Origin of the sequence: Streptomyces hygroscopicus subsp. hygroscopicus, assembly GCF_001553455.1 — a bacterium.
Taxonomy (GTDB): Bacteria; Actinomycetota; Actinomycetes; order Streptomycetales; family Streptomycetaceae; genus Streptomyces; species Streptomyces hygroscopicus.
Map to the genome: position 1 here is coordinate 1 of NZ_BBOX01000101.1, position 12,082 is coordinate 12,082.

At 70.9% G+C, this 12,082-nt stretch carries 14 protein-coding genes, 1 tRNA gene and 1 pseudogene; 11 read left to right on the forward strand and 5 right to left on the reverse strand.

Annotation, left to right across the window (positions count from 1 at the left end; all coding sequences use genetic code 11):
• The first annotated feature begins 58 nt into the window (after window positions 1-58).
• From AXW62_RS11255 to AXW62_RS11265, 3 genes are read left to right on the forward strand one after another with little or no spacing between them, the layout of a single operon-like run.
• A complete protein-coding gene (locus tag AXW62_RS11255; RefSeq protein ID WP_060944376.1) occupies window positions 59-718 on the forward strand; it encodes a hypothetical protein in 660 nt (219 codons plus the stop codon).
• Between the two features lie 11 nt (window positions 719-729).
• Window positions 730-1,446, forward strand: a complete 717-nt coding sequence (locus tag AXW62_RS11260) for a class F sortase (protein WP_107406258.1) — start codon at window positions 730-732, stop codon at window positions 1,444-1,446.
• Window positions 1,415-2,509 carry a glycoside hydrolase family 6 protein gene (locus AXW62_RS11265; protein ID WP_060944378.1) on the forward strand — a complete coding sequence of 365 codons (1,095 nt, stop codon included), beginning with the start codon at window positions 1,415-1,417 and terminating at the stop codon, window positions 2,507-2,509. The genes AXW62_RS11260 and AXW62_RS11265 overlap by 32 nt, the downstream gene beginning before the upstream one ends.
• Window positions 2,510-2,594: 85 nt before the next feature.
• On the opposite strand, the gene glxA is transcribed toward AXW62_RS11265, so the two are convergent.
• Complete coding sequence (gene glxA, locus AXW62_RS11270) at window positions 2,595-4,538, reverse strand: radical copper oxidase GlxA (protein WP_060944385.1); 1,944 nt, start codon at window positions 4,536-4,538, stop codon at window positions 2,595-2,597.
• A 116-nt stretch (window positions 4,539-4,654) separates the two neighbouring features.
• Window positions 4,655-5,335, reverse strand: coding sequence for a FadR/GntR family transcriptional regulator (locus AXW62_RS11275; protein WP_060944379.1), 681 nt, complete (start codon window positions 5,333-5,335; stop codon window positions 4,655-4,657).
• Between AXW62_RS11275 and AXW62_RS45655 the strand changes: the two genes are divergently transcribed.
• From AXW62_RS45655 to AXW62_RS11285, 3 genes are all read left to right on the forward strand, one after another.
• On the forward strand, window positions 5,322-5,579 hold the full coding sequence (locus AXW62_RS45655; RefSeq protein WP_252368571.1) for a hypothetical protein: 258 nt from the start codon (window positions 5,322-5,324) through the stop codon (window positions 5,577-5,579). The genes AXW62_RS11275 and AXW62_RS45655 overlap by 14 nt on opposite strands.
• Entirely contained in the window at window positions 5,567-5,779 is a 213-nt protein-coding gene (locus AXW62_RS11280; RefSeq protein WP_060944380.1) for an ATP-binding protein, read from the forward strand. The genes AXW62_RS45655 and AXW62_RS11280 overlap by 13 nt, the downstream gene beginning before the upstream one ends.
• Window positions 5,780-6,504: 725 nt before the next feature.
• A complete protein-coding gene (locus tag AXW62_RS11285) occupies window positions 6,505-7,092 on the forward strand; it encodes a choice-of-anchor C family protein (protein WP_060944381.1) in 588 nt (195 codons plus the stop codon).
• 153 nt (window positions 7,093-7,245) lie between these two features.
• On the opposite strand, the gene AXW62_RS11290 is transcribed toward AXW62_RS11285, so the two are convergent.
• Window positions 7,246-7,319, reverse strand: a tRNA-Lys gene (locus tag AXW62_RS11290).
• 220 nt (window positions 7,320-7,539) lie between these two features.
• Between AXW62_RS11290 and AXW62_RS11295 the strand changes: the two genes are divergently transcribed.
• Window positions 7,540-8,133: a lytic polysaccharide monooxygenase auxiliary activity family 9 protein gene (locus AXW62_RS11295; RefSeq protein WP_060944382.1), complete on the forward strand. Its 594-nt coding sequence runs from the start codon at window positions 7,540-7,542 to the stop codon at window positions 8,131-8,133.
• Between the two features lie 133 nt (window positions 8,134-8,266).
• Here AXW62_RS11295 and AXW62_RS11300 read toward each other — a convergent pair whose 3' ends face one another.
• On the reverse strand, window positions 8,267-8,476 hold the full coding sequence (locus AXW62_RS11300) for a DUF397 domain-containing protein (protein WP_051886691.1): 210 nt from the start codon (window positions 8,474-8,476) through the stop codon (window positions 8,267-8,269).
• A gap of 17 nt (window positions 8,477-8,493) precedes the next feature.
• Window positions 8,494-9,378, reverse strand: coding sequence for a DUF5753 domain-containing protein (locus AXW62_RS11305; protein WP_060944383.1), 885 nt, complete (start codon window positions 9,376-9,378; stop codon window positions 8,494-8,496).
• Window positions 9,379-9,532: 154 nt separating this feature from the next.
• Between AXW62_RS11305 and AXW62_RS11310 the strand changes: the two genes are divergently transcribed.
• From AXW62_RS11310 to AXW62_RS11325, 4 genes and pseudogenes are all read left to right on the forward strand, one after another.
• Entirely contained in the window at window positions 9,533-9,934 is a 402-nt protein-coding gene (locus tag AXW62_RS11310; RefSeq protein ID WP_030839860.1) for an ATP-binding protein, read from the forward strand.
• A 49-nt stretch (window positions 9,935-9,983) separates the two neighbouring features.
• Window positions 9,984-10,379 (forward strand): hypothetical protein, encoded by a 396-nt coding sequence (locus AXW62_RS11315; protein ID WP_060944384.1) that lies wholly within the window; start codon window positions 9,984-9,986, stop codon window positions 10,377-10,379.
• 436 nt (window positions 10,380-10,815) lie between these two features.
• Window positions 10,816-11,601, forward strand: a complete 786-nt coding sequence (locus AXW62_RS11320; RefSeq protein WP_037647820.1) for a helix-turn-helix transcriptional regulator — start codon at window positions 10,816-10,818, stop codon at window positions 11,599-11,601.
• Between the two features lie 68 nt (window positions 11,602-11,669).
• A pseudogene (locus AXW62_RS11325) lies at window positions 11,670-12,082 on the forward strand (DNA-binding response regulator); the annotation flags it as partial.

The following is a 12,082-nucleotide window of genomic DNA, read 5'->3' on the forward strand; positions in this document are numbered from 1 at the left end:
CAGCGGATGCGGGCCCCCGCCGCACGCGTGAGCCTCTTGGTGTCAGGAGGTTCTCACCATGCGCATCGTCGCCCTCACGCTTTGTGCCGCAGCAAGCGCCGCCGTCGCGGCGGTGACGGCCGCCGCCGCTCCGGCCCTCGCCGACCAGCGGCACTCCGCCACCACCACGATCCGGATCAGTCCGCACGCCCTTGCCCCGGGCGCCGAGGTCGAGGTCTGGGCCTTCGGCTGTCCGAACAGGGTGGCCACGGCATCGTCACCGGTGTTCGTGGACGACGCGGAGCTGACGCCGGAGGGCGACGCGCTCTTCAGCGAGGCGACGATCCGTTCGACGGCGACCAAGGGGCCCCACCGGGTCACCGTGGACTGCGCCGACGGTCTGCTGAACGGGCGCCGAGGAGGCGGCCAAGAGGACCCAGGCGGCCAAGGCCAGGAGGACCCGGGAGGCCAGGAGCAGCACCCAGGGCGCCAGGTGGACCCGGGAGGCCGAGCGGGCCAGGACGGCAGGAGCGGGGTCTCCGTCGCCGTGGAGCGACCGCCCTCGCCCGTCGCCCCCGTCCGCGCGGGCGGGGGCGGCACCGCACCCGGTACGGGGCGGGCGCGCGATGACATCGACGGCGCGGAGGCGTACGGACTGCTGCTCTCCGGCGGCACGGCCGTGGCCGTCGGCGGGCTCGCGGTTCACCGCCGCCGCCGTCCCTCCGGCACCGCGGGGTGAGGGGCATGGGCATGCGCATGGAGACCGACGGGGGCGGAAAGCGCTTCTCCGGCCTGGGCCGGCTGGCCATGGGGATGGCCTGGGCGGCGCTGCTGCTCGGCCTGTGGATGTGGGGCCGGGACACCACGGAGGGAACGGCCGGTCCGGCGCCGATGACCGGGGACGTGGCCGCGGTCGGCCGGCCGTCCGCCCATCCGCTGCCCCCGGCGCACGCGCCGCTGGCCTCCGCCCGTCCGAAGCGGGTCGTGATCGAGGCGGCGGGGGTCCGCGCCCCGGTCGTCGCCAGCGGGCTCGACCGTGACGGGGCGGTGAAACCCCCGCCCGTCAACCGCCCCGGTACGATCGGGTGGTACCACGCCGGTCCCGAGCCCGGCTCGCCGGGGACGGCGCTGCTGGTCGGCCATCTGGACACGAAGTCCGAACCCGCGGTCTTCCACCGCCTGGGCGACCTCAAGCGGGGGGAGCGGGTACGGGTCGCGCGGTCGGACGGTACGACGGCGGAGTTCACGGTCGAGGACGTGGAGATCGTGCCGGCGAAGCACTTCGACGCCCGGCGGGTGTACGGGTCGGGCTCCCATGACCGTGCGGAGCTGCGGCTGATCACCTGCGGGGGGAAGTTCAACCGCTCGACGCGGACGTACACGGCGAACGTCGTCGTCTCCGCCTACCTGACCGGCACCACGCGCTCACCCCACCATGTGTCAGCCGGCAGCCGCACCGCGCGCTAGGGGATGCCGCCGCGGGCATCCCCATGGCCGACGCCCGAGCGCTCGCCGCGCGCTCACCGCCGCCGGGGCGCTGCTGTCGCTCCTGACGCTCTCCGGGTGCTTCGGGTCCCCCAAGGACGACAGCGGCCACCACGCCTCGCTCGCCGGGCGGCCGAAGCAGCGGCCCAAGTCGACGATCCCCTACTGGGTGAACCCGGACGGCAGCGCAGCGCGGCAGGTGGCCGCGTACCGGAGGAAGGGGGCGGACGACGAGGCCAGGCTGGTGCAGAAGATCGCGGAGCAGCCCGTCGCGGAGTGGCTCGGGGTGGACCATCCGGAGGGGCGGGCGCGGGGGTTCACCAAGGCCGCCGACCAGGTGGACCGGGAGGCGCTGCTGGTCTTCTACAGCATCCCGCACCGCGACTGCGGGCAGTACTCCAAGGGCGGCGCGGTCGACGGCGACGCCTATCGCGCATGGCTGGACAGGGCGGTCCGGGGGATCGGCGACCGCCGGACGACCGTGATCCTGGAGCCCGACGCGCTGCCGCACGTGGTGGACGGCTGCACGCCCAAGCGGTTCCACGCGGGGCGGTACGACCTGCTGACCGGCGCTGTGGACAAGCTCAAGGGGCTGCCGCACACCAAGGTCTACCTGGACGCCGGCAATCCCCACTGGATCAAGGACCCGCGCCGGATGGCCGGGCCGCTGAAGCGGGCCGGTATCGGCAAGGCCGACGGTTTCGCGCTGAACACCTCCAACTACCAGACGACCCGGGACAACACGGTGTACGGCAAGCGGCTGTCCGCGCTGGTCGGCGGCAAGCCCTTCGTGATCGACACCAGCCGTAACGGCAACGGCCCGGCCCCCGGCAAGAACGATCCGCAGGCGTGGTGCAACCCGAAGGGCCGGGCGCTGGGGGAGCGGCCGACCACCGAGACGGGGGACAGACTGGTCGACGCCTATCTGTGGATCAAGCGTCCGGGCGAGTCGGACGGCACCTGCAAGGGCGGTCCCACCGCGGGTCGGTGGTGGCCCCGGTACGCGCTCGATCTCGCCCGTAACGCCATCCGCCGCGCCGGCTAGCCGGCGCGGACGCCCACCTCCGTGCCCACCTCCGTGCCCACCTCCGTGCTCGCGTCCGTGCTCACCCCGGCTCTCGCCTTCGCGCTCACTTCTTCCTGAGCACCTTCACCCACACCGCCTTCGACGGTGTGCCCCGGTCGTCCACCGCGGTGAGCATGTACCACCCCGGCGGCACCAGTGACGACTTCTTCGGCAGCGTCACCGTCACCCCGTCCTTCGTCCGCTTGAAGTCGAGTGCGACCGACCGCTGCTCGACATTGGTCACATGGGTGAAGGAGCCGGGCCGGATCAGCCGCATCTTGGTGATCGCCGACGCCTGCGCGGTCCGGAACGCGGCCTTCGCGCCGAGCTTCACGCTTCTGGGCCCGGTGTCGGTGAGTTCGGGCCGGGAGCCGTGGTAGAGATACGGCGGGGTGTAGAGGTCGATCTGCTGCTGGAACTCCCCCGGCTTGGTGTTGGCCTTGTCGGCGAAGAGCGAGTCCGAGCCGAAGGTCATGACCCGGCCGTCCGGCAGCAGCAGCGCCCCCGAGTGGTAGTTCCTGCCCACCAGGGGGTCGGCCACCCGGCGGGCGGTGTTGGTCCTCGGGTCGTACAGCTCGGCCTTGAGCACGTTGCTGGCGCTGCGGCCCCGGTAGCCGCCCGAGCCGTTCGTGGTCAGGACGGTGTCATCGGGCAGGATCACACTGCTCGGATAGCGCACCTTCGCATACAGATCCGGACCGTTCCGGAAGCGCGGCTCGTCGTCGTGCAGATCGACGATCCGGGTCTTCGCCGTGACCTTCGGGTCCTCGCCGACCCCGCCCCCGCCCAGCACCATGTACCGCTGGTCCTGCGCGGGCGGCAGCAGCACGGACATGGACGTCTCCAGGGCGTCCGGGGCGCTGATGCCCGGGACCACGTCGAACCTGTTGCTCTTCGGGTCCCAGATCCCGGGGGTGCGGCCCTTGTCGGCCGGGCCGTATCCGGCGTTCGAGCCGGTGTAGAAGATCCGGCCCTTGTCGGTCAGGAACAGCGCGGGATACGTCGGGAAGAAGCGCTGCTTGGGCAGGTACTTCCACTTGTTGGTCTTGGGGTTGTAGACCTCGTTCTTCCCCGGCACCACCTGGCCGATCTCGTCGAGCCCGGAGACCGCGAGCACCTTGCCGTCCTTGAGGGTGGTCAGGGTCGGGTACCAGCGGGCCTCGTTCATCGGATTGACCGGGACGTAGCGCTCGGCCACCGGGTCGAATTCATACGCCTGCTTGATGCCCTGGAAGTCCTTCTTGTCGAACGACAGCTTCTGCGCGATGCCGTAGAAGTTCTGCCGGTCCTTTCCCTTCAGCCCGGCGATCCGGTAATTGTCCTCGGTCCCGGTCTGGTATTTCCGGCCCTTGCGCAGCGCCTCCACATACACCCGTACCGTGCTCGCGGTCACGGTGACCTTCCCCGTCTTGCGGTGCGTGGTCTTCTTGGCGCGGGGGACCAGGATCGGGTCCTTCGACTCGAAGGTCTTGCCGTTCTCCCTCCCCGTGAAGCGGGTCCCGGCCGGGAAGGTCTTCGGCTTGTCGGGGTTCTCGTTGTGGACGAACATCAGTCCGCCCGCCCTCTCGACATCGCCCTTGAGCTTCTCATAACGCTGGGTACCGCCCGCCACCAGCAACTTTCCGTCCGGGAGCTGGGTGTGGCCGGAGCAGAAGAGGTCCTTGGGAGTGGGGATGTTCTGGTAGGTGTTCCGCTCCGGGTCCCACAGGACGCTGCGGAAGGACTTGGCCGCGAAGTTCTTGGCGTTGTTCCCGGACCCGGCCAGCAGCAGCACCTTTCCGGTGTGCAGCAGGGCGGCGTGGATCGTGTTGATCCGGTATTTCTCGGGAACGTTCACCACATCCCAGTGGCCGTTCCTCGCCTTGTACTCCGGTTGGTCGATCGCGTACGCGTGGTACTTGTCCGAGCTGAATCGGTAGAGGGCCGGGCCGTTCATTCCGGCCAGCACGAGAACGGACGCCGCACCGATCCCGAAGCGGCGGGTGCGGCGACTCGGTCGGTACTTCACTTCCATCGTCCCCCAAGGGCGGGTATAAAACGGTCATCATCAGATGACTGTGGACGAAGTGGGGCGAAGAGGCCAGCGACCCGCCGAAGGTGACCAGGACCGGGCTCGGGCCCGGATTACTCGCGATGCGCCGAACGCAGTCGGACCCGGATGTTCCCGAAGTGGTCGCGAAGGGCTTCCTCGGCCCGCGGGGCGTCCCCCGAGCGCACCGCCTCCAGGATCTCCCGGTGCTGCGCGCAGGTGACCCTCGGATCGGTGGGCACGTCCACGAGGTCGGTACGCACCCGGTGGAAGGCGTCCCAGAACGCCTCCAGCACCTCGCTCAGCAGCGTGTTGTCCAGACTCCTGTAGAGCGCGGCGTGAAACGCCCGATCGGTCTCGGCCCGCACCGAACCCTCCGCCGCCTCCGCCTCCATCCGCCGCACCACCGCGTCCAGCTCGGCGAGGTCCGCCTCCGGTACCCGCCCGGCCAGCCGTGCGACCAGCCCCGTCTCCACGGCCTCGCGCAGCTCGAGGAGCTGGAGGAGGCTGTCCTCGCCCCGGTAGTGCCCGGCGACGGTACGGAAGACCAGCCCCTCGATCATCGGCGCCATCGACATCGGTCCGACATACGTCCCGAAGCCGTGCCGGATCTCCACGATGCCCATCGCCTGGAGCGCCTTGAGCGCCTCCCGTACGGAGTTACGGCTGACGCCGAGCAGCTCCATCAGCTCGGTCTCGGTGGGCAGCGGAGCGCCCGAGGGGAGCCGCTGGTCGATGATCAGCCGCTTGATGCGTTCCTGGATGTCGTTCGTCATCCCCCGCGAACGTGTCTGCGCCGCCACCGCCACCTCCGATCCGAACAGCTTAGCGGCGGCGGCGCGCGGCGATCAGAGCGGCGAGGTCCGCCTCCGGTGCCCGCCCTGTGCTCTCGCCGGAGGCGGCGGCCATGACGCGGCGGTCCTGGTCGTCGCCGAGCTGTCGGCCGGTGCCGTGCTGCACGCCCGCGTACCGGGGCGGGACTTCGCGGCGCGGCTGACCTGTGACCGTTGGTGCGGCTGACCTGCGACGGGCGGGGCGGCGTCCTGGAGGTCGAGGTGAGCGACACCCACGAGCAGTGCCCCGTGCCGAAGGCGCCCACGTCGGAGGATGCGGAGGGGCGGGGCCCGCTTCTGGTCGAGGCGCTGGCGGACCGCTGGGGCATCGGGGAGCGCCGGGGCCCCGGCAAGACCGTATGGGCACGGATCACCGGGGCGAGGTGACTTTGAGCATGGGTCGGGAGGTGGGGGCGCGCCCTCGTCGCAGGCCGCCGGGCCGCCGCGTGTCGGCGCCGTGGCGGCTCGGCGGTGTGGGGGCTGGGGCCGATCCGGAGCGCGGACCGCTGCCCCTCCGGGTACCCCCCTAAAAAACGCTTGATCTAAAGCAACTAATTTGTCAAACGTTTTCCAGAGGGGTACCCCACCCCCGTCGGCCCGGAGCGGGTCCGGCAGTCCGGCAACGGCCTTGGCGCCCGAGCGGGGAAGCCGCCACCGGCGCCCGCACCCGGCGGCCCGGCGGCCGGCGACGGGGCCCGCACCCCCCACCCCCGACCCATGCTCAATGGCGCCGAAGGCGCGAGACGGCGCCGCACCCAACCGAACCGGGCAACCGCCACTGCCCGAACCGGACAACTCCCACGCCTCAGCAGCTCCCTTGCCTGAGCGACTTCCGCACCCAGCCGCTCCCATGTCCCGGCGAACTCCCGCGCCGAGCCGCTCCCAGACCCAGCCGCTCCCAGACCCCAGCCGCTCCCACAACCCAGCAGCCACCACGCATGCGCGATCCCACGGGGCGGCTGGGGTGATCGACCGGCGCATCCGCCGCGCCCGATCCGGTCCGCACCACGGTGCGCGGGGGGCCGGGCCCTGGCGTGGGCCCCGCCGGTAGGGGAGATTCGGCTGCGCAATCGATTCGGTGGATTACCGAATGAGTCGCACTGGAGGGGAATATGTCGTCCATTCGCATCTTTGCCGCATCGCTCGCCGCCGTGGGTGTGCTGGCCGGTACGGGGACCGGCGCGGCGGCGGCCACCGCCGTCAGCCGTTTCGACGACGGCAGCTTCGAGACGCCCAGGGTGGCGGCCAACGCGTTCGTGAACGTGGGGACGGGCGGGTCCATCGGGCCGTGGACGGTCACGTCCGGCAACGTGGACCTGGCCGGGGACGGCTACTGGCAGGCGGCCGAGGGCGACCAGTCCGTCGACCTCAACGGTGGCGGCCCCGGCACCGTGGCGCAGACCTTCACGACGGTGCCGGGGAAGAAGTACTCGGTGACGTACTCGCTGGCCGGCAACCCGGGGGGAGGAGGGTCGGTGAAGACCGGGAAGGCGCTGGTCGACGGGCAGAACTTCCAGGACTTCAGCTTCGACGTCACCGGCAAGACGACGGCGACCATGGGCTACGTGACCCGGGAGGTGACCTTCGTGGCCCGTGGCACCTCCACGACGCTGGCGTTCGCCAGCACGAGCAACAGCGCCCACGGGCCGGTCATCGACGACGTCACGGTCAGCGCTTGCACGCCCTGCCCCTCCTGCTGAGCACCCCGCCGACCCGGAGCCCCGGCGCGCCGACACGCGCCGGGGCTCCCCGCCGTTCGGGGGCCGTGGCACGGACGGCGGGAAAGCCCGCACAAAACGATCTGGGGCTTCTCGGATAACCGAGAAGCCCCAGATCAGTGGCGTTAACCAAGGTGCGCCGCCAGGGACTCGAACCCCGGACCCGCTGATTAAGAGTCAGCTGCTCTAACCAACTGAGCTAGCGGCGCCTGCTGACGTGGAAATCCTACCCGACCCCGGAGAGTGCTCAGAACCGCCGGGGCGGGCAGCCGGGGCAGGCCGCCGGGCCCGATCGCCGGATCGGACCCGCCGGGACGGATCACCGCCATTGGTATGGACATGACGATTGCGCCCTGGCTACTCTCAAAGCTGGTCTAGACCGCCGTGCACGGCTCGTCGAAGCACTCCCCACGTCTTCAGGAGCGAAGCATGCGCAAGAAGATCAGCGCCGCCGTCATCGGCATCGGTCTCGCGGCGATCTCCGTCCTCACCACCGGCGGCAGCGCCACCGGACACGGCTACACCGACACGCCCATCAGCCGTCAGAAGCTGTGCGCCAACGGCACGGTGACGGGCTGCGGCGAGATCCAGTACGAGCCCCAGAGCGTCGAGGGGCCGAAGGGCTTCCCCTCGGGCGGTCCCGCGGACGGCACGATCTGCGCGGGCGGCAACAGCAGGTTCTCCCAGCTGGACGACCCGCGCGGCGGCAACTGGCCCGCGACCAGGCTGACCGCCGGGGCGAGCTACAACTTCAACTGGCGGTTCACGGTCTCCCACGCGACCACGGACTTCAAGTACTACATCACCAAGAACGGCTGGAACCCCAGCCAGAAGATCACCCGCGCGAACCTGGAGTCCCAGCCCTTCCTGACCGTTCCGTACAATGGTCAGCGTCCGCCGTTGAGCTTCTCCCACTCGGGCACGCTCCCGAGCGGTAAGACCGGCAGACACGTGATCCTCGCGGTGTGGACGATCGCGGACACCTCGAACGCCTTCTACGCCTGCTCGGACGTCCAGTTCTGACCGCTTCCGGTACGTTCTGGCCGGTCCATTCTGGCCAGTGCTGATGGCCGGTGCGTTCCGGCCGTGCCGATGGCCGGTGTGGTGCCGTCCCCGGGGACGGCACCACACGATCGCGGCGGGATCAGCCGCGCGATCAGGCGTCGAACGCGCCCGACTTCGCGCTCCGGACGAAGGCGGCCAGGACCGCCGGGACGGTGGTCAGGACGGTGCCGGGGTCGTCGCTCTCCCGCAGCTGGACACGGCCGCCGACGGCGGCGACCTCGACGCACTGGCCCTCGCCCACGGAGTACGAGGACTTGCGCCAGTGGGGACGGCGGTGGGCGGTCATTTCAGAGGTGTTCATATGTGGGGCCCTCTTTCTCATACCAGACCAGCGATGAGGGCCTTCGTCTCATCCGTGGACAGCGCGCAGTCCACGATATGGCCGAAGGCGTCGGCGAAGACGTTGACGTCGTCGACTCCTTCGACGTATGAGGGGCCGCGCAGGTTCTCCTGAGTGACCACATCCGGCATCGGGCCTGGGAAGGCCACAAGTGTGAACGCGCCCGCGTCCCCGGGGTTGGGCGCCGCGTCGATCGGCATCACCTGGAGCGTGACCGTGGGCCACTCCGCCACATCCAGCAGCCGCCGCAGCTGGGCGGTCATGATGCCGGGCCGGCCGGTGAACCGGCGGTGCAGCGCCGCCTCGTGGATGACGACCCACAGCCGCAGCGGGTGGTAGGGACGGGTGAGGACGGCCTGGCGGGCCAGGCGCACCTCGGCGAGGGCGTCGATCTCGGCGGCGGTGCGGGCCACGGCGTTCGCCGCGATGGTCTCGCGGGCGTAGTCGGGCGTCTGGAGCAGACCGGGGACGACCAGCGGGGCGTAGTCGCGGACGCTCTCCGCGTCGCTCTCCAGCGAGATGTAGTCGGCGTAGGCGGGCGCGACGACCCCGCGGTAGGTCTGCCACCAGCCGCGTTTGCCCGCGTCCTTGGCCAGTCCCTCCAGGGCGATACGGGTGCCCGGGTCGGTGACGGCGTAGGCCCTGAGCAGGGTGTCGACTTCGGTGGCGCGGATCGTGGCGTTGGCGTTCTCGATCCTGGAGAGCTTCGGCGCGGTCCAGCGGCGGGCGTCGGCCGAACCGTTGGCGGCCGCGTTGAGCGCGGCGGCCGCCGCGTCCAGTGTCATCCCCGCTTCGGTGCGCAGTTTGCGCAACGTGGAGCCCAGGCGCCTGCGCCGAACGGTGGGCACTGGCTGGTAGGACATGTCGCCAGTCTGGCGTATAGCCAACTACGCCTACCAGCCAGGCATATGCCAGTCTTGTGTGACTGGGTCGAAACATTGCGAGTGGGACGCCCTATAGGCCAGGATCGCTAGGGGACACGGCAGCGCGCCGTGCTGTGGAGGGGCCCCGGATCACATGGCTGAGAACATCTCGCAGCGATACGAATTGCGTCTCCGCGCCCATCCGCAGACACTCGCCGATGTACGTCGTGCCGTGGCGGCGCGGCTTCGGCTGTGGGGGCGCGAGGAGCTGATCAGCGCGGCGGGGATGTGCGTCACCGAGCTGCTGTCCAACGTCCACAAGCACGCGGCCTCTCCCGAATGCGTCCTCCTGCTCGAGAACCTCTCGAACGGCGTCCACGCGGCGGTCAGCGACACCGAGTCCGCGCTGCCGGTGGTCAAGGAGCCGGACTTCCTCTCCGAGAGCGGTCGGGGGATGTTCCTGCTGAGCAAGACCGCCGATGAGTGGGGCACGGATCTCACCCCGACGGGCAAGACGGTCTGGTTCACCCTCCGCTCGGAAGCGGTGGAACCGTGACGAGGGGCGCCGGTAGCGTGGTGTCCCCAACGAGGGCAGGGGGCGGACCATGGATCCGGTGACGGCGGGAGCGCTGGTAGCGGCGGTCAACGCGGCGGCGTCGGGCGCCGGCGGGGAGGCCGGGCGGCGGGCCCTGGAGTCCTTCGGCACGCTGGTCCGCCGGGTGCTGCGGCGGGGCGGGGGCGAGCCGGCCGGGGAGCCGGAGCCGGTCACGATTCCGTACGACGACGGCGCCCGGCTGCGCGAATTGGCCGCTCTGCTGGTCGAACGGGCCCGGCAGGACCCGGAGTTCGGCCGTGACCTGGCCGCCTGGATGCGTGAGCACGGTGGAGCCGCCGGGGAGACGGGTGCCGTGCACAACTCCATCGCGGGCGACGCCCGCATCACCGGCCCGGTCATCCAGGGCCGGGACTTCCACGGGCCGATCAACTTCGGCTCGCAGTGAGGGCGGCGGTGCCGTCGGTACCGACGGGTCCCCCCGAACGGGGGTAGGGGCCGTACGGCCCTGGCGCTGACAGCAAGCGGACAGTACTCCCCACCGTGCGTGGTCGAACGGGGTCGAACCGCTGCGGTCCGTAGTCCCGGCATGCCCGGACGGCGCACTCACCGGTAACTTGTGGACATGCACGCCCGGCGCATCGACGGCGCAACCGCACGACGCGGACTGCCGCACGCCCTTTTGACAACTCTTTACCTCACGCCCCGCGTTGACGTGGTCGCTGTGCGCGAATTAGTGTCAAGAGGGATTTCGCACAATGCTGCCCGCGTATTTCGGGGCAACGAAATTGACGAGAATCAGGCCGGTATTCGCATAACCAGGTCACTGTCGCCCGGCAGGGGAAGTCATGGTTGGTCTTGTGAGGATGTCCGAGCCTTCTCCCGTGCGTACGGAGGCTCCCTCGTCAGGCGCCATCGACTATGTCGAGCACGCGCTGCTGGCCGCCCGTGATCTGATCGAGTCGACGGTCATCCGGCACCGCAGGGAGCTGGCCCAGGACTCCTGGGCGGGGACGGCTCTGGGGGAGGTGCCGCTCGCCGAGGTCGTCGACACCCTGGTCGGCTGCGCCGAGCGGACCGTGGGCGTGGTGCTGTCGGGGGGCGAGGAGCAGACGCGGGCAGTCTGCGCCGCGCTCGCCCGCCCGGTCGGAGGAGGCCGGCGCGCCGTCGTCGTACGGCTGTTGTGCGAGGAGCCGGTGCTGTCCTCGGCCGCGGTACGGGCGCTGGCGCGCACCGATCCGCGCTGCGAGGTGCGGATCTGCGACGGCGGGCGGCCGGCGCTGCCCGAGGCGCTGCTCATCGACGGCGAGGTGGCCTACCTCAGAAGGGGACCGTCGGAGCCGGGGCGGGGCCCGGGGCAGGCGTCGCTCGTGGAGGACCCCGCCACGGTGCGGGCCCTGGAGATGATGTTCGCCGGGGCCTGGGGGAACGCCGTGACGCTCGCGGACCATCCGCGGCTGGGCGGGCGGCTGTGCCCGGAGTCCGTACGGCGGATCCTGGAATGTCTGCGCACCGGCCACACCGATGAGGTGGCGGCCCGCGCCATGCAGGTCTCCCTGCGGACCTACCGCCGGTACGTCGCGGAGATCATGCGGGAGATGGGGGCGCACTCCCGCTTTCAGGCGGGGGTGCGGGCAGTGGAAATGGGGCTGCTGCCCGGCCGTCGCTGACGGCGCTCGAGACCTTGACCACGTAGACCTTGACCACGTCACGAGGCGGGAATTGCGGGAATGGTGACATGAAGGACCGCGGAGGCGACCCCGGACCGGAGGCCGCGCTCGCGGGGGACACCCTGGAGGGCACGTTACGGGAGGTGCGGGACCTCATCGAATCCACGATGGTCCAGCACCGCGCCCGGCGGACCCGGGCCACCCGGTTCACCGAGGTGGGGGTGGAGGACGCCGCGTTCCTCGCCGCCGCCGAGGAGGTGATCGGCCAGGCGGGGCAGAGCGTGGACGCCGTGTTCCCCGAGTGTTCGGCCCGGATGGCGCCGGTGCACGCCGCGCTCGGCGCGCTGCTGGAAGACCTCGGCGACCCGGTCCGGGTGCGGGTGCTGCGCGGCAGATCCGCCACCGGACCCGGGGGCGGGAGCGCTGCGGGACCCGGGGGCGGGCCCGCTGCCGGATCCGGCCCCGGGCCCGCTGCCGGGCC

Bases quoted from the DNA above. Each gene is read 5' to 3' on its own strand.
- AXW62_RS11255 (WP_060944376.1), top strand. From the start codon at position 59: ATGCGCATCGTCGCCCTCACGCTTTGTGCCGCAGCAAGCGCCGCCGTC.
- AXW62_RS11260 (WP_107406258.1), top strand. From the start codon at position 730: ATGCGCATGGAGACCGACGGGGGCGGAAAGCGCTTCTCCGGCCTGGGC.
- AXW62_RS11265 (WP_060944378.1), top strand. From the start codon at position 1,415: ATGTGTCAGCCGGCAGCCGCACCGCGCGCTAGGGGATGCCGCCGCGGG.
- AXW62_RS45655 (WP_252368571.1), top strand. From the start codon at position 5,322: ATGTCGTTCGTCATCCCCCGCGAACGTGTCTGCGCCGCCACCGCCACC.
- AXW62_RS11275 (WP_060944379.1), bottom strand. From the start codon at position 5,335: ATGACGAACGACATCCAGGAACGCATCAAGCGGCTGATCATCGACCAG.
- AXW62_RS11285 (WP_060944381.1), top strand. From the start codon at position 6,505: ATGTCGTCCATTCGCATCTTTGCCGCATCGCTCGCCGCCGTGGGTGTG.
- AXW62_RS11295 (WP_060944382.1), top strand. From the start codon at position 7,540: ATGCGCAAGAAGATCAGCGCCGCCGTCATCGGCATCGGTCTCGCGGCG.
- AXW62_RS11300 (WP_051886691.1), bottom strand. From the start codon at position 8,476: ATGAACACCTCTGAAATGACCGCCCACCGCCGTCCCCACTGGCGCAAG.
- AXW62_RS11305 (WP_060944383.1), bottom strand. From the start codon at position 9,378: ATGTCCTACCAGCCAGTGCCCACCGTTCGGCGCAGGCGCCTGGGCTCC.
- AXW62_RS11310 (WP_030839860.1), top strand. From the start codon at position 9,533: ATGGCTGAGAACATCTCGCAGCGATACGAATTGCGTCTCCGCGCCCAT.
- AXW62_RS11315 (WP_060944384.1), top strand. From the start codon at position 9,984: ATGGATCCGGTGACGGCGGGAGCGCTGGTAGCGGCGGTCAACGCGGCG.